Genomic DNA, 21,156 nt, shown 5'->3' on the forward strand with positions numbered 1-21,156 from the left:
GGTATTGCGGGTGCGATCGATTTGGCACACTCGAACCATGCGAACCGCTGCGGACGTCATCCTCCGACTCACGTCCGATCCAGCTCGCTGTGGACTGGTGATGGATTTCGACGGTGTGCTTGCACCCATCGTCGATGATCCGTCGGCGAGTGCACTCCTGCCCGGCGCCGAGGACGTGCTCGCGACTCTGACGAAACACCTCGGTGTAGTCGGCCTGCTTTCGGGGCGGCCGGTGTCGTTTCTGCGAGAACGGCTGAGTCTGGATTCGGTTGTACTCATGGGTTCCTACGGTGTCGAGACCTGGACGGACAACGGAATCGAGGTGCTTCCGGCCGTCGCGGCGTTCAGTGATGCCGTCGCTGAAGCAGAAGCCGACCTGCGCCGCTTGTTCGATTCTCAGGCAGTTCCTGGCATCCATGTCGAGAGCAAAGGCCTTGCGGTGGCCGTGCATTGGCGTCGGGCTGCAGATCGAGCGGCCGCGCAGCGCCTGGTGGAAGCAGCGACAACTGAAATCGCGAGCCGGACCGGGTTGCATCGTGAGCCCGGCAAGCTGGTCGAAGAATTGCGCCCACCGGTCAAGGAGGACAAGGGGACAGGTCTTCTTCGTGCGATCGAGGCCGCGGGAGTCGACGTCGTTGCGTACGCAGGTGACGACCGCGGCGATCTACCAGCATTTGCGGCGGCCATCGCATCCGGGGGAGAAGCGCTGGTGGTCAAGGGCGATGACATTGCACCAGAAGTTGCCGCTGTCGACGGCGTCCAGTTCGACGGCCCACAGGCATTCCTGGGTTGGATGAAAGATCTTGCCGCGCAACTCGAACGCTGATGCGTGATGTCAGTCGGCCAGGAACTCGACCAGGTCTTCTTTCGAGGTGCCGCGTCTACGGGGCAGAGTGACGCGAACCCGCTCGTGCCCTTTTCCTTGGCGTGATCGACAAGCACTGCGGGTTCTGTCAACGCGAAACTGGCCGCACCGGAAGGGCTCCGGTGCGGCCAGTTTTGGTCTTGATCAGTTCGTGACTCGGTCAGGCGTCGCGCTTGTTGACGACGGCGATGCTGATTCCGAATATCACCAGCACAAATGCTGCGAAGTAGAACAGGCTTCCCCAAGGGCCCCAATGGAAATTGGTGCTCGAACCCGAAGAGAGGAAGTGGTCGGCATTGGCGAACGGGAGGAACGGTGTGACGTTTCTGCCGAAGGATCCGAACATGCCGAACAGGCTCTCGATGAGCAGTGGCCACAGCAGCAGTAGTGCAATGGCGCCGGCGGACTGACGAAGGAGTGCTCCGACGGCAATAGCAAGGGCGACGCAGAGGAACGCGAAGATCGGTACGCCGTAAACGGCGCGCCAGGCATCGGCGTTGTCCAGTGCCAGATTGGTGGAACCCTCAGATCCTGCAGCAGCTTTGGTGATGAATACCGCGCCGAGCATGAGAACGAAGGACAGTACCGCGCCGAAAGCCCCGATCAGGCCGGCTTTGGCGATCAGAACCGAAGCCCGACTCGGGATGGCCTGGAAGGTGGTACGGATGATGCCGAAGCGGTACTCGCTGGTGATCGCGAGCGCCGCCATGATCATCAGGACCATGACGCCGAATCCGGATACTCCTAGCCCCGCGTCGTTGAACGTGGGGAGGAATTTCTCGAAATCAGGAGTTCCTGATGCGGCTTCATCGTTGTACGCCTGAATGCTCGAACTCGACGAACGCCCGATCATCCAGGCGACGCCCAACCCTAGGATGATGATTGTGATCGTGCACCACAGCGGCGACTTGGTCGTGGTGATCTTGATACGTTCAGCACTGAGAACAGCCATTACAGTGCACCTCCCATAGCGTGCTGTGTGTTTGCGTGGTGGGCTCCAGCACCTGGATCGATACCGGATGCGTGGTACTGGACATCGTCTCCGGTCAACTTCATGAACGCATCCTCGAGCGATCCCTGCACAGACGCCAACTCGTGCAACACGATTCCCTGCGAACCAGCCAGACCGCCGATCACATCGGTGGTCGAATCCACCACCACCAACACCGGCTCCGATCCTGAATGCTCCACGCGGACAGTCAATCCGTGGGCAGTCAATGCGGCATGGAGAGCGTCCAATTGTGGACTACGCACGCGCACCGTCGACTCCGACGAACGATCCACGAACTCCGCCACAGTCGAATCCGAAATCAACCGACCCCGACCGATCACCACCAACTGCTCCGCCGTCAACGCCATCTCCGACAGGAGGTGACTCGACACCAGCACCGTGCGGCCCTCCGCCGCCAACCGCTGCATGAACTTACGAATCCAGACGATGCCCTCCGGATCGAGACCGTTGACCGGCTCGTCGAACAACAGCACCTTCGGATCACCCAACAACGCACCCGCTAACCCGAGACGCTGCGACATACCGAGCGAGAACCCGCCGGCCTTCTTGCCCGCCACCTCGGACAATCCGACCAGCCCGAGCACCTCGTCGACGCGGGACTTCGGGATCCCGTTCGAGGCGGCCATCCACTGCAGATGCGCCCGCGCACTGCGATTGGGGTGCACCCACTTCGCATCCAGCAACGCGCCCACCGTCCGCAACGGCGTTGTGAGCTCCCGGTACGGCTTCCCGTCGATCAACGCCGCACCCGACGTCGGCTGATCCAAACCCAGGATCATCCGCATCGTCGTCGACTTGCCTGCACCGTTCGGGCCCAGAAAGCCCGTCACGATGCCCGGCTTGACCGTGAACGACAAATCGTCCACCGCTTTCGTCGGTCCGTAAACCTTGGTCAATCCCCTCAGTTCAATCATGTGCAGAACTGTGCCCTACCGACACTGACCAGCGCATCGGTCCGGAGGATGACATGAACCCTGAGATGTGGAGACGGCAGTTCAGGGAAAACCCTGTCCTCGACCGGATCTCGGAACTGCCGCTATATGAGGGTAGTGTGCGTCGAAGTCGCCGTCGAACAATTGCCAGTAGAAGTCGTTCATCTCCGCAGCGGCAGGTGCGTGTCGGGTCAAGATCGCGGCCACCTCTGGTGCCACATCACCTGGGATATGACCTGTGGCGCACCGGCGTACGTACTCGTTGCGGGCGACTGGTCCGCCGCTCGTCGGCCTCGGTACCCCGCAGACCTCGGTCACCAACCAGTTGACCAGAAGCATGGCGGCGTAGTCGGCGTCGTGAGTGGCATGATTCCGGGCGAAGTCGCGCTCGGCAGTCGACAGGTCGAAGTGTGGCGATGTGGCCAGTCCGAAGTCGGTGAGATAGATCCGCTCCATGTCGGTGCGCATGTTGCCGAAATGTCCGTCCATGTGGAGCAACTGTCGATCGCGCAAGAACGCCACGATCTCCGAGAACTGTCGCTCGACTTCGGCAGCCTTGACGGTCGGGTTGTCTTGCAGCCAGTCCGATATCGGGTGTGCGATGTACTCGCAGAACAGAACGAGGCTGCATGGTGCAGCGGCGAGCGCCTCGAGGCGTGTCCGTACTGCCGGGCTGCCGCCCTGAGCGGCAAGCACCGCGTCGATGTCCGCGTGTTCGGATGCAACAGGTGTGCGGCCGGGCAGCACTCGCCAGTGGTAAAGCATCGGGAATGACTGTGTTTCGCCGGCCAGAACGGCATCGGTGACGACGACGTTCGCGGCCAACTCTCGCCAAGCGTTGAAGCTTGGGCCTCCAATGCCGTACTGGCAGAACATGGGTAGGTCGAAGAGGTTGGACGTGGAGCCCACGTCGGCGAGTTCGCGTTCGCTCAGTGGAATTCGTTTGGTGAATACCGGAACGCCGTTGAGCCTGTTTTCGCCGACACTGACGAGTCCTGCGGCGCCGCCCACTCCGACACTCGTGACTCGAGCGGTGTCTACCAGTTGGGCCAGTTCGGCATCGTTCTGGGAAGCGAGGAATGCCGATAGTTTTCGATACCGGTCAGCCCTGACATCTCTCATTCCACGACTGTGCCACAGGTTCGTGCGGCTTCGATTTCGCGAAGCCGCTTGTCGAAGTCACCGATTCTGGCGGTGTCCTCGTAATAGTCTTCCTGCTCGATTATCTTCCCCCACTTGGTTCGGACGAGAAGCACTGTCCGATTTTGGTAGACGACGGAGCCGTCGGGGCCGAGCGCTCGGTCATTGAAACGCGCGAGCAGAGTCATGCGCCAAAGTGGACCACCGAAATACGCTTCGGTGACTTCGCCTTGAAGCCCGGCGGCGACGAATTCCTGGAGAAATTTCTCAATTTGGTCCCTTCCGGCGTGCACCCCGGCCCACCGATGATCGCCGTCGGCGAATCTCAGTACTGCGTCACGGTGATATGAGCCCAGCAGCGGACGGTAGTTTCCGGAGTTGAGCGCCCGGACGTCGCGCCTGAACTTGAAAAGCAAAGCTTTACGCAGCAGCGATCGCGAGACGATCGCCGTTCCGAGGCCGGCCGCGAACCATCGCTTCATCTTCGAAGCTTGTCGTGGCATCGAATGCCCTGTCAACGATGTGCCGGGGTCTGCTGGTATCTGACAGAGAATTGGATATTGACAGTGACTGTCACAATAGGTGAGACTCGCATTATCGAGAATGGCCGGATCTCGGCCGAGGCGGGAGGACGTTGCTGATGTCACTACGGGAGAGACAGCGGTTGCAGGTGCGAGCAGACATTCAACGTGCGGCATTCGAACTGTTCGCACGTGACGGTTTCGAAGACGTGACCACTGAGCAGATTGCGTCGGCGGCGGGGGTGTCGGCGAGCACGTACTTTCGGCACGTTCGTAACAAGGAGGATTTGCTGTTGGATCCGGTCAGGCAAGGCGGTGCCGGAATCGTGACGCTCCTCGAGGAGCGCCCGGCATCCGAGTCGGCTGATCTTGCGATTTCACGGGCAATCCTCGAGCGTTCCAATGCTTTCGAGTCCTCGGAGATCGATCAGTGGCGATCGGCGTTCCGTACCGCGCCGCACCTGATGGATCGAGTCGCGCTGATCGCGCCCGAACATCGTGATCGGCTGGTCGAGTTGGTGGCACAGCGAATGCAACTCGATCCGGAAAACGACAGCCGCCCAGGACTTCTCGTTCATCTGATGTTGGCTGCGGCGGAGTTCGGCTATCGGCAATGGATACGTCACCCCCAAAAGCGCGGGGCATCGCTTCCCGTGTGCGTCGAGGGGGCGCTCGACGCCGTTCGGGGATCCCGGTGGCACACGCAGGACGAAGATGTCACGAAAGGTCGTGACCAGTGATGGACGAGAACTCTCAGGGCGCCGTGCCGTCCGTAGTAAATGTGCCCGTAGTGGATGTCGTTGTTGTCGGATCGGGGGCTGCCGGCATGTCCGCAGCCATCACCGCAGCCCGCAACGGACTCTCGACGATCCTCGTGGAGAAGTCCGAATACTGGGGCGGTTCGTCGTCCCGGTCCGGGGGCGGCGTGTGGATTCCGGGAAATTCGATACTTCGCCGCGAGGCGCCGGCAGACGATATCGACTCTGCGCGAACATATCTGAAGAGCATTGTCGGCGAGGACGCGGACACCGACCGTATTGATACCTATATCGATCGAGGCCCCGAAGCTCTCGATTTCCTGATCCGACATTCCGCTCTGGAGCTCGAATGGGTGAAGGGTTACTCCGACTACTTTCCCGAGGCGCCCGGCGGACTTGCAAGCGGGCGATCGTGCGAACCGCGCCCGTTCGACGCCCGAGCACTGGGCGACGATCTCGCGACACTTCATCCGCCGTACATGAAGGTTCCGCTCAACATGGTTGTCCAACAATCTGACTACCGGTGGCTGAGCACGGGGATTCGGCATTGGCGCGGGCCGGTGCGAATGCTTCGGGTGGGAATGAGATCCCTGGCCGCGAAGGCCAGGAAGAAGAAGCTGATCGGGCTCGGACCAGCACTCATGGCGGAACTGATGCTCGGAGTTCGGGAAGCCGGAGTTCCGGTGAAACTCGGAACGAAGCTTGTGGATTTGGTTACCGACAGCGGACGTGTGGTGGGTGTGCGACTCGAGTCCGGGGGAGTGCAGACAACGCTGCGCGCGCGATGCGGCGTCATCCTCGCGTGCGGCGGTTTCGACAACAACGACGACATGCGCAGCGAGTATCAGCGTCGACCGAGTAGTGCGCAGTGGACTCTCGGAGCGCCGACCAATACCGGGGACGGTATCCGAGCAGCCCTGGGCGTCGGCGCAGCAATTTCGTACATGGACGACGCGTGGTGGGCGCCGTCGATTCCACTGCCCAAGGGCCCGTGGTTCGCTTTGGCGGAACGCTCGTTGCCGCGCAGTCTGATGGTCAACGCCGGCGGGAATCGGTTCATGAACGAGTCGCTTCCCTACGTCGAAGCGGCGCATGCAATGTTCGGCGGGAAACATGGCCGAGGTGAAGGCCCTGCGGAGAACATCCCGGCCTGGCTGATTTTCGATCAGACTTACCGTGACCGTTACCTGTTCGCGGGAGTTCCGGCGCGCGGGTCGATACCGCGGTCGTGGATCGCATCGGGCGCGATTGTGCGGGCTGGATCGATTGCCGAACTCGCTGCCGAGATCGGAGTACCGGGCGATGCGTTGTCGGCGACGATCACGCGATTCAACAGTTATGCGCGCGACGGAGTCGACCGTGACTTCGGCCGGGGGACAAGTAAATACGACCATTACTACGGTGACTGCACCAACAAGCCCAATCCCAGCCTCGGAGAACTCACCAAGGGTCCGTTCTACGCGGCGAAGATGGTTCCGGGCGATCTGGGAACCAAGGGCGGTATCAACACGGACGCTCGTGCGCGGGCGCTGCGCGCGGACGGTTCGGTCATCGACGGGCTCTACGCCGCCGGAAACACCAGTTCGCCGGTGATGGGTCATACATATGCGGGGCCAGGCGCAACTATCGGTCCCGCAATGGTTTTCGGCTATCTGGCGGCGCTCGACGCGTTCGCACGCTTGTCCGACGGGAGTGGGCTCGAGGCCGGCGAGCGAACAAATGGTTTGGCAGATCGTCGCCGATAGGGTTCGCTTGAGCCCGTGACCCACCTCAACATCGCCGACGTCGACTACTTCCTCCCTGATGGTCGACAACTGCTCAGCGGCGTCAGCTTCCGGGTCGGTAACGGTGCCAAGACTGCACTGATCGGTCCGAACGGAACCGGCAAGACGACACTGCTTCGGATCATTGCCGGAGACGCCGTCGCTGACGAGGGTGCAGTCACCAGATCCGGAACACTGGGTGTGATGCGGCAATTCGTCGGTCAGGTTCGCGACGAGTCCACCGTGCGTGATCTCCTGTTGTCCGTCTCTCCGGCACCGATCCGCGACGCGGCACTGGCGCTCGACACCGCGGAGAACGCGATGATCGAGCGAGACGAAGAGTCAACTCAGATGAAATACTCACATGCGCTTGCCGATTGGGCCGACGTCGGCGGATACGAGACCGAAGACTTCTGGGACAAGGTCACTACCTCGGCTCTCGGTGTTCCCTACGACCGTGCGAAGTGGCGAGCGGCCAACTCGCTCAGTGGCGGCGAGCAGAAGCGGTTGGTTCTCGAAGCGCTGTTTGCCGGGCCCGACGACGCACTTCTTCTGGACGAGCCGGACAACTACCTCGATGTTCCGGGGAAGAGGTGGTTGGAAAAAACGATCTCGGAATCGCCGAAAGTGGTCCTGTTCGTCAGCCACGATCGCGAACTGATCGCCAATGCGGCCACCCACATCGTGACTCTCGAACCCGGAATCAGCGGCGCGACATCGTGGACCCACGGCGCTGGGCTGGCCAGCTACCACCAGGCCCGCGAGGATCGCAACGCGCGCTTCGAAGAACTGCGCCGGCGCTGGGACGAAGAACACGCGAAACTGCGTGCCCTGGTTCTGCGATTGCGTGAAAAGGCCAAGTTCAACGACGGCATCGCTGCTCGGTACCACGCTTCGCAAACCCGGTTGGCGAAATTCGAGGAGGCAGGACCGCCCGAGGCAATTCCCCTACAACAGAAGGTGACAGTGCGACTTGCCGGTGGGCGAACTGCGAAGCGTGCCTTGGTCTGCCAGGATCTCGAGCTGACGGGTCTGATGAAGCCCTTCGACACCGAGATCTGGTACGGAGACCGCGTTGCCGTGCTGGGCTCCAACGGGTCCGGGAAGTCGCATTTCCTCCGTCTCTTGGCGGGCGGTGGAACCGACCCTGGGACCGAGCATCTTCCCGTCGAGGCGCTCGACATCGCGCCGGTTGAGCATGGCGGAACCGCGACGCTGGGTGCTCGGGTACGTCCCGGATTGTTTGCACAGACACATTCCAGGCCCGATCTGACCGGAAACACGCTGCTCGAGATCCTGCACATGGGCGACGAACACCGCAACGGAATGGGGCGTGAAGCGGCGAGCCGGGCTCTTGATCGTTATGGACTGTCCCAAGCAGCGGAGCAGAAGTACGACGACCTGTCCGGCGGTCAGCAGGCACGACTGCAGATTCTGCTCCTCGAACTCTCCGGCGCCACGATGCTGTTGCTCGATGAGCCGACCGACAACCTCGACCTTCATTCGGCGGACGCGCTCGAGCAGGGCATTGCACAGTTTGCCGGCACCGTCATCTCGGTCACCCACGATCGCTGGTTCGCGCGCGGGTTCGACAGGTTCCTGGTCTTCGGATCGGATGGGAACGTGTACGAGAGCGAGTCGCCGGTGTGGGACGAGGCCAGGGTCGAACGAGCGCGCTGAGATCGAGCAGTGCTTCCTACCTGGGGAGAGGCGGCAGCTCGTTGATCACCGCGCGAAGAAGGCTCAGATCGCTGCGGTGCGGTCGGGTCGGGGGACACTGCGAAAGATCGAGCTGCGCCGGGAAGTGCCACACAACGCGACCTGGATCTACGCGTTCGACCGCTGAGTACCACTCGGTGAGCGGCTCGGCGAGCGTCGCGTGAAGCTCGAAGTGCCGTCGTCGGCGGCTGGGGTCTCCTTTGCGCTGCAGTAGAAGCTGCCCCGGTGACGGTATCGAGATGACGGTCAGATCCGCGAAACCGAGTTTCAGCTGCGCAAAAGCGCTTTCGACCGCCAGGAGTTCGTGCTCGAATCGCTCCCGAGGTGCTGCGCCCACCGCAGCGAGACACCAGCTGTAGTGCAGTTTCAGCGGGTCGCTGTCGCAGAGCGCGGTACCGGTTCTCGATTCGAGATCTTCCGCTTGCGACCATCGCTTCGAATTGACCGTTGTCCAGTAACTTGCCTGTACGTCGAGATCCGTGCCGTCCGGCTCGAACCCCGTGGGCTGATACTCGGCGACGAATCCTTCCGCTGCGGATTCGCCACCGAGTTGGGTTCGGCACCAGGTGGTCTTGCCGGCGGCGCTGGGTCCTTCTACTGCGACGATCACCAGTCCATTCTCCATAATGATTGGGGCGGTCGGTTTTTCCCGTTGCCAGGACTCTCTTAACATCCCCAGGAGCCTCGTTGGTGGTCCGACACGGCCGATTCCGGTGCTGTGGGTCACAAAATTGCCGTGACGGTTGCCACATAACGGACGGATAACGATCGGTATGGTTGAAGCTCGAATCAACTAGCTGACCTGTGGCTATTGCCCGATTCTTCGCAGATTCTGGTACGGCAGTGCTGGAAAACTGCCCCGTGACCAATCCGTGACCATCGCCTACGGTCGTTGACAGCCCGAAACTACCGGGCAAACACCGACCCGCAACTGCGTGCTTCTGCCCCGCGGGTCCGGTACTCCCGAAACCTTCGCGGGGCAGGAGTGAAACAGGCGAGTCGATCGACGAGACGTGAAAGCGTCCGGGCCGACGTCGCCCGCGGTGGCGGAGAGGATTTACCCAATGACCAGCATCACCTTCAAGCGCGCCCTCGGCGCAGTTGCAACCGCAGGCGCAGTCGTCGCGATCCCGCTCGCCATGAGCACCGGCACCGCGTCGGCAGCCGGCCACGACTGGTCCGGAGTCGCCAACTGCGAGTCCTCCGGAAACTGGGCCGCCAACACCGGCAACGGCTTCTACGGCGGACTGCAGTTCACGCAGAGCACCTGGAACGCATTCGGCGGATCCGGCAACGCTGCCAACGCCAGCCAGTCCGAGCAGATCCGTGTCGCCGAGAACGTTCTCGCAGGCCAGGGCGTCGGCGCATGGCCCGTCTGCGGTCAGTACCTGACCACCGGCACCACCGCAGGCAACTACGAGGCCGCAGCAGCGCCCGTCACCGCTGAGGCTTCCGTCGACTCGGCTCCGGCAGCAAGCACCGGAAGCGGCAACTACGTGGTCAAGGCAGGCGACACCCTGTCGAAGATCGCTGCTGCGCACGGCATCTCGCTCGAGAACCTCGCCAGCCAGGTCCCGAACATCAACCTGATCTTCCCGGGACAGTCCCTCTCGGTCTAGTCACGTGGCCGTTTAGGGCCTCATTGCGTCGAAATTGTCCGGAGCTGATTCAGCCCCGGACAATTTCGGCGTTTCTGCGTTCGAAATAAGCTCCGCCGCTTCCGTATGGAGAGGAGCAAGATCCTGGCGCCACCCCAGAATGTGCAGCGCCGACCCGGCGATGACGGCGGCGTCGGGGATCGGCGTTCCTTCGAGCGCGTCGGCTCGCGCGCTGATCACACTTTCGACCAGGCGAAACGGAAGCTCGGCCAGAGTCGATGCCGGATCGCCAATTGCGGCGAGCACTGCCTGGGCGAGTGTCCGGTATTGCTCGCGAAGCCGATCGCGATCGGCTCGGAAAGAGATGAACCGGTCGCTTCTCAGTTCCGGCAAGAGGTAGAGGACGCCGAGGTTCCACCGTCCGGTGATCAGTTGCGCCGCGTCGATGTACGAAAGTGCGTACAGCTTCACCTCGGGTGAGGCGTCGAGCGGCCTGAGATTCTCTGCGAAGTCGAGCGCCGGAGTCACCGTGTCGGCGAGTAGCGCAACCAGGATGTCGTCTTTGGTGGCGAAATGGTTGTACAGAGACGCCTGACGCATCCCGACTGCTTCGGCGATGTGGCGCGTCGACGTCGCCGCGAAGCCTCGGGTGGTGAACAGTTCCGCGGCAGCATCCAAGATCTCCGCGCGGGCGGTCCCGCCCGGGCGTCGGCGAGCGGTCAGGCGGGGTCGTCCGGGGCCGGCGTTGGTCACGCCTTCCATAGTGGCAGGCCGAGGCCTTACATGCGGGGTGGACGTCCCTGTGAGCATTTGGTCACGCGCTCGAAACGTACTCAACGAGCCTGTTACAGAATCGGGCGAATCGTATACGCGGGCGTCACCTGCGGCGAGTGGATTTCGCGAAAACTATCAATCGACAGTTATTCGCCTCTGAATCGCTTCGCCGAAGGAGTACGCCGTTGAGTGCAACCACCCCGGCTGCGCAGCCCACAACCGCATCCGCGCTCGCATCTTCACCTCACGCATCTTCACCTCACGACGACGGCGACCTCGCGGAGTTCGGCTACGAGCAGCAGCTGCATCGATCGCTGGGAAAGTTCGCGTCGTTTGCCGCGGGCTTCTCCTTCGTCTCCATTCTGACCACGATCTTCCAATTGTTCGGTCTCGGTTTCGGTTTCGCGGGACCGGCCTTCTTCTGGACTTGGCCGGTCGTCTTCATCGGACAGTTCATGGTCGCGCTCAACTTCGCGGAACTTGCTGCCCGATATCCGATTTCGGGTGCCATCTACCAGTGGTCGCGGCGAATGGGCGGTGAGATCGTCGGCTGGTTCGCCGGGTGGTTCATGATTCTCGCTCAGATCGTCACCGCGTCGGCTGCCGCCATCGCCTTGCAAGTTGTGCTCCCCAATGTGTGGAGTGGGTTCCAGATCATCGGCGAGGACAGCGCGCTCACCTCCTCGAGTGGCGCTGCAAATGCCGTGCTGCTCGGTTCGGTACTTCTGGTCCTCACCACCTTCATCAACTGCATCGGCGTCAACTGGATGTCGCGTATCAACAACATCGGTGTGACCTGCGAAATCGTCGGTGTCATCGCTGTGGTCGGCATGTTCTTCACCCATGCTCAGCGCGGACCGGACGTCGTCTTCGACACCGGCAGTGCCGGCGGTCAGCCCGGATACGCCTGGGCGTGGATCATGTCCGGACTGATGGCCGCTTACGTCATGGTCGGCTTCGGTTCGGCAGGGGAACTGGCCGAGGAGACCCGCAATCCCCGACGCGTTGCACCCCGCACGATCCGTCTTGCACTCTCTGCGTCCGCACTCGGTGGCGGCTTGATGATCCTCGGTGCATTGATGGCGGCGCCTTCGCTCACCGACGGTCGCCTGGCCACGGAAGGTTTGCCGTACGTACTGACGTCTATCCTGAGTTCGCCGTGGGGCACTGTGCTGCTGATCGACGTCGCGATCGCAGTGTTCGTATGCACCTTGGCAATTCAGACCGCAGCATCGCGGCTCATGTTCTCCATGGCCCGCGACGGGCGTCTGCCGGCCTCGCCGATCCTGGCAAAGGTGAACCCCCGCACCGGAACACCTATCGCACCGTCCATCCTCATCGGCCTGATCTGCATTGCCGTTCTGGCCGTCAACGTGGGCAACTCGGCAATTTTCGCGACCCTGTCCAGCGTGTGCATCATCTTGATCTACTTGGCCTACCTCATGGTTACTGTGCCGCTGTTGGTTCAGCGGCTCAAGGGATGGCCGCGCACCGCTGCCGGCCCCAAGTTCGATGCCGAAGGTGAAAAGCTGTTCTCCCTCGGTATCTGGGGAGTGCCTGTCAATATCGCGGCGGTGGTGTACGGCGCACTGATGGTGATCAACCTGTCCTGGCCGCGGGCCGAGATCTTCAATCCCACCGGCGAATATCCCATCCTGCAGTGGGCTGCCCCCATCACGATTGCGCTGGTCGTCGGGCTCGGAGTCGCCTGCTTCCCTCGCGGCCGCGCCACGCCGAATCCCGTCACGATCGGAGCCTGACCATGACTACCCAGACCACCGCCGGAGCCCGCGAGCATGCCCGGTCCCAAGCCGGAACGATCACCGATTCCATGCCCGTCTTGCCGGCAACCCGCTGGCCGAACCCACCCGAGGACGTCGCCTCGGAGCGTCTGACCTGGGCTGAAACGGTGCCAGGTGGGCGATACACGACGAAGGTTCTCGCCCGTGGAACGCGATTGCGACTTCGCGACGTCGTTGGCAGTGCCTGCGCCAATGTCTTGCTCTACCGCGCCGACGCTCCCTGGGAGCGGCTCAACGTCGCCGATACCGTCAAGGTGCCGTGGCAGGCGTATCTCGGCGTCGGGCACCCATTGCTCTCCGATCAGGGGCGAGTACTCGCGACCGTCGTCGCAGACACCTCGGGTCACCACGACGCGTTCTGTGGAACGACATCGCGCGCCACCAACGAGGCGAAATACGGTCAGGGTTCGTTGCACAGTGCCTCACCCGCCGGACGCGAACTTTTCACCGTGGCTGCCGCGAAGAACGGACTCGGGCCGCAGGACATAGCGCCTCCGTTGTCGTTCTTCCACGGTGTGCGCGTCGAGGCCGACGGCGCTCTCACCAGCACCGGATCCGCCGGAGCAGGTGCAACGGTTGACCTTCTGATCCACCTGCCCGTCATCGTGATGATCGCCAACACCGCGCACCCACTCGACCCGGCGTCGGAGTTTCCCACCACGTCCCTCGAAGTGCTCGCGTGGAATGCAGCCGACGAACTCGACAGCCTCGTCGTTCGCGGGCCGGAATATCAACGCGCAGTGCTCAATACCGAAGACGCCTGGACAGCTTCGAACCTGGAGGAGATCGCATGACCACCACCTTGGATGTCCCCGCCCTCGTTCCCGGAACGGTGATCCTCGACGAGATCGCTGACGCGTTCGGGCCGTGGTCAGCGCTCGTTCGTGCCGGTGACGTCCTGACCATCGTCGATCTGCACGGAAATCAAGCCGTCGACACACTCGTCTACGCCGGTGACGATCACAGCGTTCGGTATTCGGCAGCAGCGACTGTCGCCGCCCAGCGGAATCTGTTCCTGACCACTGGCTCCGTGCTCCGCAGTGACGACGGAACTCCGCTCATGACACTTGTTGCGGACGAGGTCGGAAACCACGACACAGTCGGCGGCGCGTGCTCTCAGGAATCGAACACGCTGCGATACGGCCACCACACCAAGCATCAGCACGCGTGCGTCGAGAACTTCCTCGTAGAGGGCGCCAAATGGGGGCTCGGTAAACGGGACCTGGTGTCCAACATCAACTTCTTCATGAATGTCCCGGTCGACCCCGACGGCACGCTCGGCATCGTCGACGGACTGTCGGCGCCGGGAAAGCGGCTCGCGTTGCGTGCCGAACGCGACGCGCTTGTCCTCGTGTCCAACTGCCCGCAGATCAACAACCCGTGCAACGGCTTCGATCCGACGGCCGTCCGCATGATCGTCACACGGCCGGGAGCGGACGAATGAACGCAAAGCTGACCATCGTGCGTCCCGGAATGTTGACGACGGTTCAGGACTATCCCGGACGCGTCGGATATTGGCAGATCGGAGTCCCACCATCGGGCCCGATGGACGACCTGTCGTTTCGGTTGGGAAACACCGCACTCGGAAATCCTGACGGCGCTCCGGGAATCGAATGTGCAATGGCTGGACCTGCGATGACCTTTGACGAAGACACCACGGTGTGCGTCACAGGCGCCCCGGTGTCGGTGACCGTCGACGGCGTCGCACACGGTCAGTGGCGACCAGTTTTCGTCCCCGCTGGAGCGGTGCTCGACGTCGGAACGGTCAGCGGTCCGGGACTGCGCATCTACGTACTCGTGCAGGGCGGAATCGAGACCGACGACTATCTCGGCAGCGCCTCGACCTTCACCCTGGGCAGGTTCGGTGGACACGAAGGCCGGACCTTGCGTGCAGGAGACGTTCTCAAACTCGGACAGGCGACCGGCGCAGCGGGAGCTGTTCCCGCCGAGCATGTTCCGGCGATACACACGTGCTGGGAACTCGCGGTGACCGAGGGCCCGCACGGGGCGCCGGAGTTCTTCACCCGCTCCGACATCGACACTCTGTACGCGACCGAGTACGAGGTCCACTTCAACTCCGACCGCACCGGAGTCCGGTTGGTCGGGCCGAAACCTGACTGGGCCCGAACCACCGGAGGCGAAGCGGGCCTTCACCCGTCGAACATCCATGACAACGCGTACTCGATCGGCGCACTCGACTTCACTGGCGACACACCCATCCTCCTCGGACCCGACGGACCGAGCCTCGGCGGCTTCGTCTGCCCGATCACGGTCGTTTCCGCCGATCGATGGAAGCTCGGACAGTTGGCTCCCGGCAACAAGATTCGCTTCATACCGGTTCGTGCCGAACGGGCGGCCTCGCGCCGTGACCTCGGAGTATCGCGTCGAGCCTCCAGTTCGGTTGTGCATTCCACCGGCGGTGACGGCGACGACGGCGTCATCGCCCGCCGCGACGGCGACACCCCGGTGACGTATCGCCGCTCGGGTGACGACAACGTGTTGGTCGAGTACGGCGACATGAATCTCGATCTGGCCCTGCGTGCGCGTGCACACGCGCTGCATCAGCGACTCGAACTCGAGAAACCGGCCGGACTACTCGATCTCACACCGGGAATCCGCAGCCTGCAGGTCCGCGTCGACCCGGACGTCCTGCCCGTCGGCAAACTGATGGGAATGCTCGCCGAGGCAGAGGACACCTTGCCGGCGGCCAACGAACTTGTTGTGCCCAGTCGCACTGTGCGGATGCCACTTTCGTGGGACGACCCGGCAACGCGTGAGGCGATCCAGCGGTACATGCACGGTGTTCGCGCCGATGCGCCGTGGTGCCCGTGGAATATCGAGTTCATCCGCCGGATGAACGGTCTCGAATCCGTGAACGACGTGTTCGACACCGTCTTCGGCGCCGAGTACATGGTGCTCGGCCTCGGCGACGTCTACCTCGGGGCGCCGGTCGCGACACCGCTCGATCCGCGTCATCGCCTGGTCACGACCAAGTACAACCCTGCCCGCACCTGGACCCCGGAAAACGCCGTCGGGATCGGTGGGGCCTACCTCTGCATCTACGGGATGGAAGGCCCAGGTGGGTACCAGTTCGTCGGACGTACGACGCAAGTGTGGAATCACCGCCACCCCGCGAAGTCGGGCCCATTCGAGGAAGGCACTCCCTGGCTACTGCGATTCTTCGACCGGATCTCCTGGTATCCCGTCGAACCGGAAGAGTTGATGGATCTGCGTGCGGACACCGCCGCCGGCCGCGGCGGGGGAGTCGAGATCGAGGACGGAAGTTTCTCCCTGGCCGAGCATCAGGAGTTCCTCGCGTCGAATTCGCGCTCGATCGAGGAGTTCCGCGCGATGCAGTCCGTCGCGTTCGGGGCCGAGCGTCAGCGCTGGTCGGATGCGGGGGAGTTCTCGCTACCCGGTTGATGGTCGAGTGAGCACCCTTTTCTCCGAGTGAGCACCGCTTCCAGAGTGTCGGAGGCGGTGCTCACTCAGTAGTAAAGGTGTTCAGTCCCGACGCGAACTAGCGGCAGTTGATCGCATCAGCGAGTCAGCGCGCGATTGAACAGATCGATGAACGGGCGCGGCGACGGCGTTCCGGTGGGCCGGAAAGGCGCAGAATCCCTCGACGCCGATACCCACTCGGTTCTGCTCACCGGCGACAAATCGAGCTGATACCGGGTGTCGGCGGCGAGTCGATGCAGGAAGAGGGTTCCGGTTCGGCCGTTTCCTTCCCGAAACGGGTGGGCGTGATTGAGAGTCGAGTACACCGACGCGAGCGCGAACGACGCAGCGCCGCGATCGAGCGTGGCCCAGTCGACGGCGGCGATGATCTCTTCCACCTCGGACAGGTAGTTCCGGATCGCGGAAACCGGAGCAAAGGTGGCCGCGCCCTTCTTGATGTCGACGGTTCTGATGTGGCCGGCCCACTGGTACAGGTCTTGGAAAACATGCTGGTGAAGGAGGAGAAGTTCGACGGTGTCGCCGGTGTGCGGTACTAGTTCGTCTCCGAGGTGTGCCTCGCCCAGACGCAGTGCGGTCGCCGCAAATTCCAGCGACTGCAGTGCCGCGGGATCTCGTACGTCGAAGTTGTTCTTGAGTACCGACGTACCGCGATAGACGTACGGCGCTGATCGTCGCCAGCGGATCCGCGGGGGAATCGCTGACGAGAGGCCGACGGCCCGCGCCAACTCCTGCTCGAAATACTCACGCCGAGAAAGCATCCCGATCAGGACGGCTTCGAGTTCCGCGATCTGCTCATCGTTCGGATCCCAGCCTTCGAGTCGCTCCGCGGCCAGAACCTGTTCGAGCGCAGTGCGATTCACGGGTCGATGTCGGGTAGCGCCGACGCGGACGCGGCATACTCGAGGCGTCGCTGCACACCTGCGACCTCGCGCACCGCGTTGCTGAGCAAGCTGCGTGAGAGCGGTGTGAGTTCGGAAATCACGACCTCGTCGGTTGGCGGCCTACCCGCGGAGAACTGATCGGTCTGGTGACGGACGCGAATCTGCTGCAGCACCTCGAAAGACTCGATCAGCACCTGGGCGTCGTCGTCGAGTAGAAAACCGCTCCCCGCTGCAGCCTTGAGTCGTTCGAGGGTCGAACTCGTGCGGGCGCCCACGGAAATCCCCGCCCATCGAGCGATGTTCACGATTGGTTGGACTGCGCTGGCTTTGAGGTCGACGGTTCCGGTCCGACGCGTCATCACATCCTTGAATGAATGAAGTTTTGCCTTGTCGCCGACCGCTTCGCGAAGTAGTACACGCATCACGGCCGGATGCAGTCGGAGTTGATCCAACGCCGCGGGGCGAGGGTCCAGCGACGGGTCGCCCGCGACGACGCGGGCATCCGCCAGCATCGACAACATGACCAGCGCTTGGTCCTGGTACGGATTGGACACCCATTTTCGCAGCGCAGTGCGCCATTGTGGCAGCGTTCGCGCAAACCTGGCCTGGGTGGCGACGGCGTTCTTGGTGTCTCGCGGGAACCCACAGAGATCGAGGATGTCGTGGATGCGCTTCGCGGCGTCGGCACCCTCGTGATGGGATTCGCCGCCCCACACCAGCGCGCTGTCGATATCCGAAGACGGGAGCGCTTCACGCCGCGCGACGCTGCCGAGCGACAGCCACGCGAAATCCGGTCGTTCGTCGCCGCCGACAACCAACTCTATGGCGCGCCTGACTGTGACGTCGATCAGCACGGCGAGCGTGGCGCCGATGTCGAGCGGTGAGACCCGCGACGCCACCAACTCCGTCACCAGAACCGGTACGGCACGGGCCGTTTCGATGAGGTGCGCGTCGTCTTGCGCCGTGGCGAGTGCTGCTCGCAGTTCGAAACCTTGATTGGTGGCCGAAGTCAGGAGGTCACTGAGTTCGAGCACGCCCATCAACGTGCCTGCCTCGGTCACGACCGGGAGGTGGCGCAATCCGTACTCGAGCATGTCGGTCACGGCGTCGGCGCCCAGTCGATCAGGGTCGACTGTCACCGCAGACGGCGTCATCACCGTCGAAACCGGCTGACTGCTGTCGACGCCGCCGACTACCACGCGAGCTCGCAAGTCACCCTCGGTGAAGATTCCGAAACCGGTTGTAGCCGTAGGGATCACAACAGCACGGCGGCCCGCGTCGGTCATCAACTTCGCGGCCTCACGGATGGTGGCCTGTTCGCTGCAGACAATTGCGGGTCCGCGCAACAGGTCTCGTACCCGGCGCATGGCGGGACTCTGCATGCCTTGCCCTGCCGAGTGCCCCGTCATGGGGTCATTGTCTCAGGTGTGTCCGTTTCAGGTCGGCAGAGGGTGAGAAGTCACAGACCGCCGAGCCGTGCGAGTACGTCGAGAGCCGAATCCGTGGTGCGCCAGAGTGCGTCGATCTCCTGCTCGGCGCCAGGACGGGTCTGCGGATTCTGGAGGGCGAAACCGTTGGCAAGTGTGATGGTGTTGTATCCGCTGTCGGCTGCGCGGAGTAGCAGTTCCGAGGGCTGCGAGTTTCCGGCCAATCGGTCGAGTCCTTCGCCGACGAAGTAGAACCGCCAGAGCGGCCCGAGGTCTGCGTCGTACTCGGCCTTGGTGAGGGTCACGATCGAACCACCCTTGACGGCAATGGAATCGACGATCTTGTAGAAATCGGGAACATCCTCCGCAGTGGTTCCGGATGTGGCGACGGCATGAGCGAGGTCGACGGTGAGATGCGCGTTGTAGCCGGCCATGGCGACCCGCGCGGGACTGGTGTCGCACTGACGCGTCAGAGTGAAATAGTTGCTCCACGCCGGATCGGTGGGGGTACCCGTGAACTCCGCGTGGACGTTCACCAGGTACCTGCGTAGCAATTCATAGCTGACCGAATGGGCCCATTCGTCATTGTCGAAAGCTGCGGGATCTCGCTGCAGGGGCATTACCGCCTCGTGCTCGACAGCGTCGAGGCCGATGGAGAACAGGCCTCGCCAATCGTGGTGTGAGACGAGGATCGACGTGATCTCCCGATGACGTTCGACTGCGGTCTCGAGGCGAGGTAGTCCGCCGCCGTTCAGCGTCGTGACGTCGCTGAGTTCGGCAATTCGATCCACCTCGGCGTTGCTCAGCGGGCTGCCGCAGGCCGTCGAAAGACTCTCGCCCGGTTCTGCGAGTGCAGAGCCGGGCGAGAGGAAAGTGACGGTGATGCCGAGCGCGAGCGTCAACGGATACAGCCGCATCGGTTTCATCGGCTCAGACTAGGCGCCCACTGTCACAAACGTCCGGATTGACGATCAGCTGAGGACCGCGTCGGCCTCGATCTCGATGAGCAGAGCGGGGTCGATCAGCGAGCTGACCTCGAGGATGGTCGTGGCGGGACGAATCTCGCCGAACACTTCACCGTGGGCGAGAGCGGCCTGCTCCCACTGCGTCATGTCGCGAAGGTACATGCGAGTGCGGATGACGTCGTCTAGCGAAGCGCCGGCCTCGGCAAGTGCTGCCTTGATCGTTTCGAGCGCTGCGCGTGTCTGATCGGTGAGGGTCTCACCAGGAGCGGTGGTGCCGGAGACTGCGATCTGGTTGCCGATGCGCACGGCGCGGGAGTAACCGATCTTGGGTTCCCATTCGGAACCGGACGAAATATTGATTCTGTTCGACATGCACCGAATTCTGCCAACAACTTCCCGGCCGTGGTGAGGCACGGTCGGGTATTTGCTCCATCTTGACATACCTTAGAACAAGTGTTCGACTTGGGGCCATGAGGTGGTCGGGTCAGGCATTGGATGCAGATGACGGAGCGCTACCCGGACTCGAACGGGCCGGGTTGGTTCGCTCCGTGCAGACTCCGGAGTTCGAGGGAATCACGTTTCACGAGGTGCTCTGCAAGAGCGCGCTCAACAAGATGCCCGAAGAGTCGACGTTGCCGTTCAGCTTCACCGTCAACGCTTTTCGTGGCTGCTCACACGCATGCCGATATTGTTTCGCGAGACCGAGCCACGAGTATCTCGACCTCGACGCCGGCGCGGATTTCGACTCCCAGGTGGTCGTGAAGACGAACATCGCCGCGGTGCTCCGCAAGGAGTTGGCGCGAAAGTCCTGGAAACGGGAGGCGGTGGCACTGGGCACCAACACCGATCCCTATCAGCGAGCCGAGGGGCGATACCGCTTGATGCCCGGCATCATTCGCGCGCTGACCGAATCGGGAACTCCCTTCTCGATCCTGACGAAGGGAACCCTGCTCCGGCGGGATCTGCCACTGTTGAAGATGGCGTCGGAGCAGGTCGACGTCGGAATCGGAGTGTCGTTGGCGATCAACGACGCCGTACTTCAGAAGCAGATCGAACCTGGCACCCCGTCGCCACGGGCGCGCCTCGAGATGATCCGCGCTATCGCCGACGCTGGATTCGCGTGCAATGTGATGGTGGCGCCGGTCATTCCGTTCCTCACCGATTCCACCAGTCACCTCGACGGTCTGTTCGAGGCACTGTCAGAGGCGGGTGCGACCAGTGTGACGGTCTTCCCGATGCACCTGCGCGGCAGTACTCGGGGCTGGTTCATGAACTGGCTTGCTCAGGAACACCCGGCACTCGTCCGCCGCTACCGTGAGCTGTACGGGCGGGGCGCGTATGTCACTCCCGAATACAAGCGTTGGCTCGCAAGCCGCGTCGAGCCACTGGTCGAGCGTCATGGGTTGGGTGGTCGTTCGGAGCATCGAGACGTCAATGCATCTGGCCAGCAATCGCGCGAAGCGCCGCGTGAACTGGTAGGTGCGGGAGCAGTTCTTACCTTGTTCTGACTGCTGCGCGGTTCTGACTGCTGCGGGGC

Annotated in this window: 20 protein-coding genes; 10 read left to right on the top strand and 10 right to left on the bottom strand. The window is 62.6% G+C overall.

All coding sequences use genetic code 11. The features are described from left to right. Window positions 1-37: 37 nt before the first annotated feature. Window positions 38-826 carry a trehalose-phosphatase gene (otsB, locus tag ACFT1A_RS03815; protein ID WP_378445892.1) on the top strand — a complete coding sequence of 263 codons (789 nt, stop codon included), beginning with the start codon at window positions 38-40 and terminating at the stop codon, window positions 824-826. A gap of 199 nt (window positions 827-1,025) precedes the next feature. Here the strand turns inward: otsB and ACFT1A_RS03820 are convergent, their stop codons facing one another. The 4 genes from ACFT1A_RS03820 to ACFT1A_RS03835 form a co-directional block, all read right to left on the bottom strand. Next, window positions 1,026-1,817, bottom strand: coding sequence for an ABC transporter permease (locus ACFT1A_RS03820; protein WP_378445893.1), 792 nt, complete (start codon window positions 1,815-1,817; stop codon window positions 1,026-1,028). Further along, window positions 1,817-2,791, bottom strand: a complete 975-nt coding sequence (locus ACFT1A_RS03825) for an ABC transporter ATP-binding protein (RefSeq protein ID WP_378445894.1) — start codon at window positions 2,789-2,791, stop codon at window positions 1,817-1,819. Before ACFT1A_RS03825 ends, ACFT1A_RS03820 begins: the two co-directional genes overlap by 1 nt. Window positions 2,792-2,872: 81 nt before the next feature. Then, window positions 2,873-3,931: a serine/threonine protein phosphatase gene (locus ACFT1A_RS03830; protein ID WP_378445895.1), complete on the bottom strand. Its 1,059-nt coding sequence runs from the start codon at window positions 3,929-3,931 to the stop codon at window positions 2,873-2,875. Next, a complete protein-coding gene (locus ACFT1A_RS03835) occupies window positions 3,928-4,431 on the bottom strand; it encodes a nuclear transport factor 2 family protein (protein WP_378445896.1) in 504 nt (167 codons plus the stop codon). The genes ACFT1A_RS03830 and ACFT1A_RS03835 overlap by 4 nt, the downstream gene beginning before the upstream one ends. 158 nt (window positions 4,432-4,589) lie before the next feature. On the opposite strand from ACFT1A_RS03835, the gene ACFT1A_RS03840 reads away from it, so the two are divergent. From ACFT1A_RS03840 to ACFT1A_RS03850, 3 genes are read left to right on the top strand one after another with little or no spacing between them, the layout of a single operon-like run. Then, window positions 4,590-5,210: a TetR/AcrR family transcriptional regulator gene (locus tag ACFT1A_RS03840; protein ID WP_378445897.1), complete on the top strand. Its 621-nt coding sequence runs from the start codon at window positions 4,590-4,592 to the stop codon at window positions 5,208-5,210. After that, window positions 5,210-6,973 (top strand): 3-oxosteroid 1-dehydrogenase, encoded by a 1,764-nt coding sequence (gene kstD / locus ACFT1A_RS03845; protein ID WP_378445898.1) that lies wholly within the window; start codon window positions 5,210-5,212, stop codon window positions 6,971-6,973. The genes ACFT1A_RS03840 and kstD overlap by 1 nt, the downstream gene beginning before the upstream one ends. Window positions 6,974-6,988: 15 nt before the next feature. After that, window positions 6,989-8,671 carry an ABC-F family ATP-binding cassette domain-containing protein gene (locus tag ACFT1A_RS03850; RefSeq protein ID WP_378445899.1) on the top strand — a complete coding sequence of 561 codons (1,683 nt, stop codon included), beginning with the start codon at window positions 6,989-6,991 and terminating at the stop codon, window positions 8,669-8,671. Window positions 8,672-8,687: 16 nt separating this feature from the next. Here ACFT1A_RS03850 and ACFT1A_RS03855 read toward each other — a convergent pair whose 3' ends face one another. Further along, the gene (locus tag ACFT1A_RS03855; RefSeq protein WP_378445900.1) at window positions 8,688-9,335 is read right to left on the bottom strand and encodes a hypothetical protein; all 648 of its coding nucleotides are present in this window, start codon (window positions 9,333-9,335) and stop codon (window positions 8,688-8,690) included. Between the two features lie 439 nt (window positions 9,336-9,774). On the opposite strand from ACFT1A_RS03855, the gene ACFT1A_RS03860 reads away from it, so the two are divergent. Beyond that, the gene (locus ACFT1A_RS03860; protein ID WP_378445901.1) at window positions 9,775-10,329 is read left to right on the top strand and encodes a transglycosylase family protein; all 555 of its coding nucleotides are present in this window, start codon (window positions 9,775-9,777) and stop codon (window positions 10,327-10,329) included. A gap of 12 nt (window positions 10,330-10,341) precedes the next feature. Here the strand turns inward: ACFT1A_RS03860 and ACFT1A_RS03865 are convergent, their stop codons facing one another. Further along, a complete protein-coding gene (locus ACFT1A_RS03865) occupies window positions 10,342-11,070 on the bottom strand; it encodes a TetR/AcrR family transcriptional regulator (RefSeq protein ID WP_378445902.1) in 729 nt (242 codons plus the stop codon). 197 nt (window positions 11,071-11,267) lie between these two features. On the opposite strand from ACFT1A_RS03865, the gene ACFT1A_RS03870 reads away from it, so the two are divergent. The 4 genes from ACFT1A_RS03870 to ACFT1A_RS03885 are packed head-to-tail and all read left to right on the top strand — an operon-like array spanning window position 11,268 to window position 16,307. Next, window positions 11,268-12,842 carry an amino acid permease gene (locus ACFT1A_RS03870; RefSeq protein ID WP_378445903.1) on the top strand — a complete coding sequence of 525 codons (1,575 nt, stop codon included), beginning with the start codon at window positions 11,268-11,270 and terminating at the stop codon, window positions 12,840-12,842. 2 nt (window positions 12,843-12,844) lie between these two features. Beyond that, window positions 12,845-13,678 (top strand): urea amidolyase associated protein UAAP1, encoded by an 834-nt coding sequence (locus tag ACFT1A_RS03875; RefSeq protein ID WP_378445904.1) that lies wholly within the window; start codon window positions 12,845-12,847, stop codon window positions 13,676-13,678. Then, window positions 13,675-14,328 (top strand): urea amidolyase associated protein UAAP2, encoded by a 654-nt coding sequence (locus ACFT1A_RS03880; protein ID WP_347872683.1) that lies wholly within the window; start codon window positions 13,675-13,677, stop codon window positions 14,326-14,328. Before ACFT1A_RS03875 ends, ACFT1A_RS03880 begins: the two co-directional genes overlap by 4 nt. Next, the gene (locus ACFT1A_RS03885) at window positions 14,325-16,307 is read left to right on the top strand and encodes a 5-oxoprolinase/urea amidolyase family protein (RefSeq protein WP_378445905.1); all 1,983 of its coding nucleotides are present in this window, start codon (window positions 14,325-14,327) and stop codon (window positions 16,305-16,307) included. The genes ACFT1A_RS03880 and ACFT1A_RS03885 overlap by 4 nt, the downstream gene beginning before the upstream one ends. Before the next feature lie 116 nt (window positions 16,308-16,423). Here ACFT1A_RS03885 and ACFT1A_RS03890 read toward each other — a convergent pair whose 3' ends face one another. Genes ACFT1A_RS03890 through ACFT1A_RS03905 form a run of 4 tightly spaced genes read right to left on the bottom strand, consistent with a single transcriptional unit; the run spans window position 16,424 to window position 19,991 of the window. Continuing rightward, window positions 16,424-17,206, bottom strand: coding sequence for a Fic/DOC family protein (locus ACFT1A_RS03890; RefSeq protein ID WP_378445906.1), 783 nt, complete (start codon window positions 17,204-17,206; stop codon window positions 16,424-16,426). Then, window positions 17,203-18,636 (bottom strand): putative nucleotidyltransferase substrate binding domain-containing protein, encoded by a 1,434-nt coding sequence (locus tag ACFT1A_RS03895; RefSeq protein WP_378445907.1) that lies wholly within the window; start codon window positions 18,634-18,636, stop codon window positions 17,203-17,205. Before ACFT1A_RS03895 ends, ACFT1A_RS03890 begins: the two co-directional genes overlap by 4 nt. Before the next feature lie 50 nt (window positions 18,637-18,686). Continuing rightward, the gene (locus ACFT1A_RS03900; protein WP_378446115.1) at window positions 18,687-19,571 is read right to left on the bottom strand and encodes a DUF5995 family protein; all 885 of its coding nucleotides are present in this window, start codon (window positions 19,569-19,571) and stop codon (window positions 18,687-18,689) included. 54 nt (window positions 19,572-19,625) lie between these two features. After that, window positions 19,626-19,991, bottom strand: a complete 366-nt coding sequence (locus tag ACFT1A_RS03905) for a RidA family protein (protein ID WP_019748335.1) — start codon at window positions 19,989-19,991, stop codon at window positions 19,626-19,628. A 98-nt stretch (window positions 19,992-20,089) separates the two neighbouring features. On the opposite strand from ACFT1A_RS03905, the gene ACFT1A_RS03910 reads away from it, so the two are divergent. Continuing rightward, entirely contained in the window at window positions 20,090-21,127 is a 1,038-nt protein-coding gene (locus ACFT1A_RS03910; protein ID WP_378445908.1) for an Rv2578c family radical SAM protein, read from the top strand. Window positions 21,128-21,156 lie beyond the last annotated feature (29 nt).

Source organism: Rhodococcus sp. NPDC057135, from assembly GCF_042670865.1.
In the GTDB taxonomy this organism is placed as follows: Bacteria; Actinomycetota; Actinomycetes; order Mycobacteriales; family Mycobacteriaceae; genus Rhodococcus_F.

What these genes read in the sequence shown, in the direction of transcription:
- otsB (WP_378445892.1), top strand. Translation starts at nt 38, where the DNA reads ATGCGAACCGCTGCGGACGTCATCCTCCGACTCACGTCCGATCCAGCT.
- ACFT1A_RS03820 (WP_378445893.1), bottom strand. Translation starts at nt 1,817, where the DNA reads ATGGCTGTTCTCAGTGCTGAACGTATCAAGATCACCACGACCAAGTCG.
- ACFT1A_RS03825 (WP_378445894.1), bottom strand. Translation starts at nt 2,791, where the DNA reads ATGATTGAACTGAGGGGATTGACCAAGGTTTACGGACCGACGAAAGCG.
- ACFT1A_RS03830 (WP_378445895.1), bottom strand. Translation starts at nt 3,931, where the DNA reads ATGAGAGATGTCAGGGCTGACCGGTATCGAAAACTATCGGCATTCCTC.
- ACFT1A_RS03835 (WP_378445896.1), bottom strand. Translation starts at nt 4,431, where the DNA reads ATGAAGCGATGGTTCGCGGCCGGCCTCGGAACGGCGATCGTCTCGCGA.
- ACFT1A_RS03840 (WP_378445897.1), top strand. Translation starts at nt 4,590, where the DNA reads ATGTCACTACGGGAGAGACAGCGGTTGCAGGTGCGAGCAGACATTCAA.
- kstD (WP_378445898.1), top strand. Translation starts at nt 5,210, where the DNA reads ATGGACGAGAACTCTCAGGGCGCCGTGCCGTCCGTAGTAAATGTGCCC.
- ACFT1A_RS03855 (WP_378445900.1), bottom strand. Translation starts at nt 9,335, where the DNA reads ATGGAGAATGGACTGGTGATCGTCGCAGTAGAAGGACCCAGCGCCGCC.
- ACFT1A_RS03860 (WP_378445901.1), top strand. Translation starts at nt 9,775, where the DNA reads ATGACCAGCATCACCTTCAAGCGCGCCCTCGGCGCAGTTGCAACCGCA.
- ACFT1A_RS03865 (WP_378445902.1), bottom strand. Translation starts at nt 11,070, where the DNA reads ATGGAAGGCGTGACCAACGCCGGCCCCGGACGACCCCGCCTGACCGCT.
- ACFT1A_RS03875 (WP_378445904.1), top strand. Translation starts at nt 12,845, where the DNA reads ATGACTACCCAGACCACCGCCGGAGCCCGCGAGCATGCCCGGTCCCAA.
- ACFT1A_RS03880 (WP_347872683.1), top strand. Translation starts at nt 13,675, where the DNA reads ATGACCACCACCTTGGATGTCCCCGCCCTCGTTCCCGGAACGGTGATC.
- ACFT1A_RS03885 (WP_378445905.1), top strand. Translation starts at nt 14,325, where the DNA reads ATGAACGCAAAGCTGACCATCGTGCGTCCCGGAATGTTGACGACGGTT.
- ACFT1A_RS03895 (WP_378445907.1), bottom strand. Translation starts at nt 18,636, where the DNA reads ATGACGGGGCACTCGGCAGGGCAAGGCATGCAGAGTCCCGCCATGCGC.
- ACFT1A_RS03900 (WP_378446115.1), bottom strand. Translation starts at nt 19,571, where the DNA reads ATGCGGCTGTATCCGTTGACGCTCGCGCTCGGCATCACCGTCACTTTC.
- ACFT1A_RS03905 (WP_019748335.1), bottom strand. Translation starts at nt 19,991, where the DNA reads ATGTCGAACAGAATCAATATTTCGTCCGGTTCCGAATGGGAACCCAAG.
- ACFT1A_RS03910 (WP_378445908.1), top strand. Translation starts at nt 20,090, where the DNA reads ATGAGGTGGTCGGGTCAGGCATTGGATGCAGATGACGGAGCGCTACCC.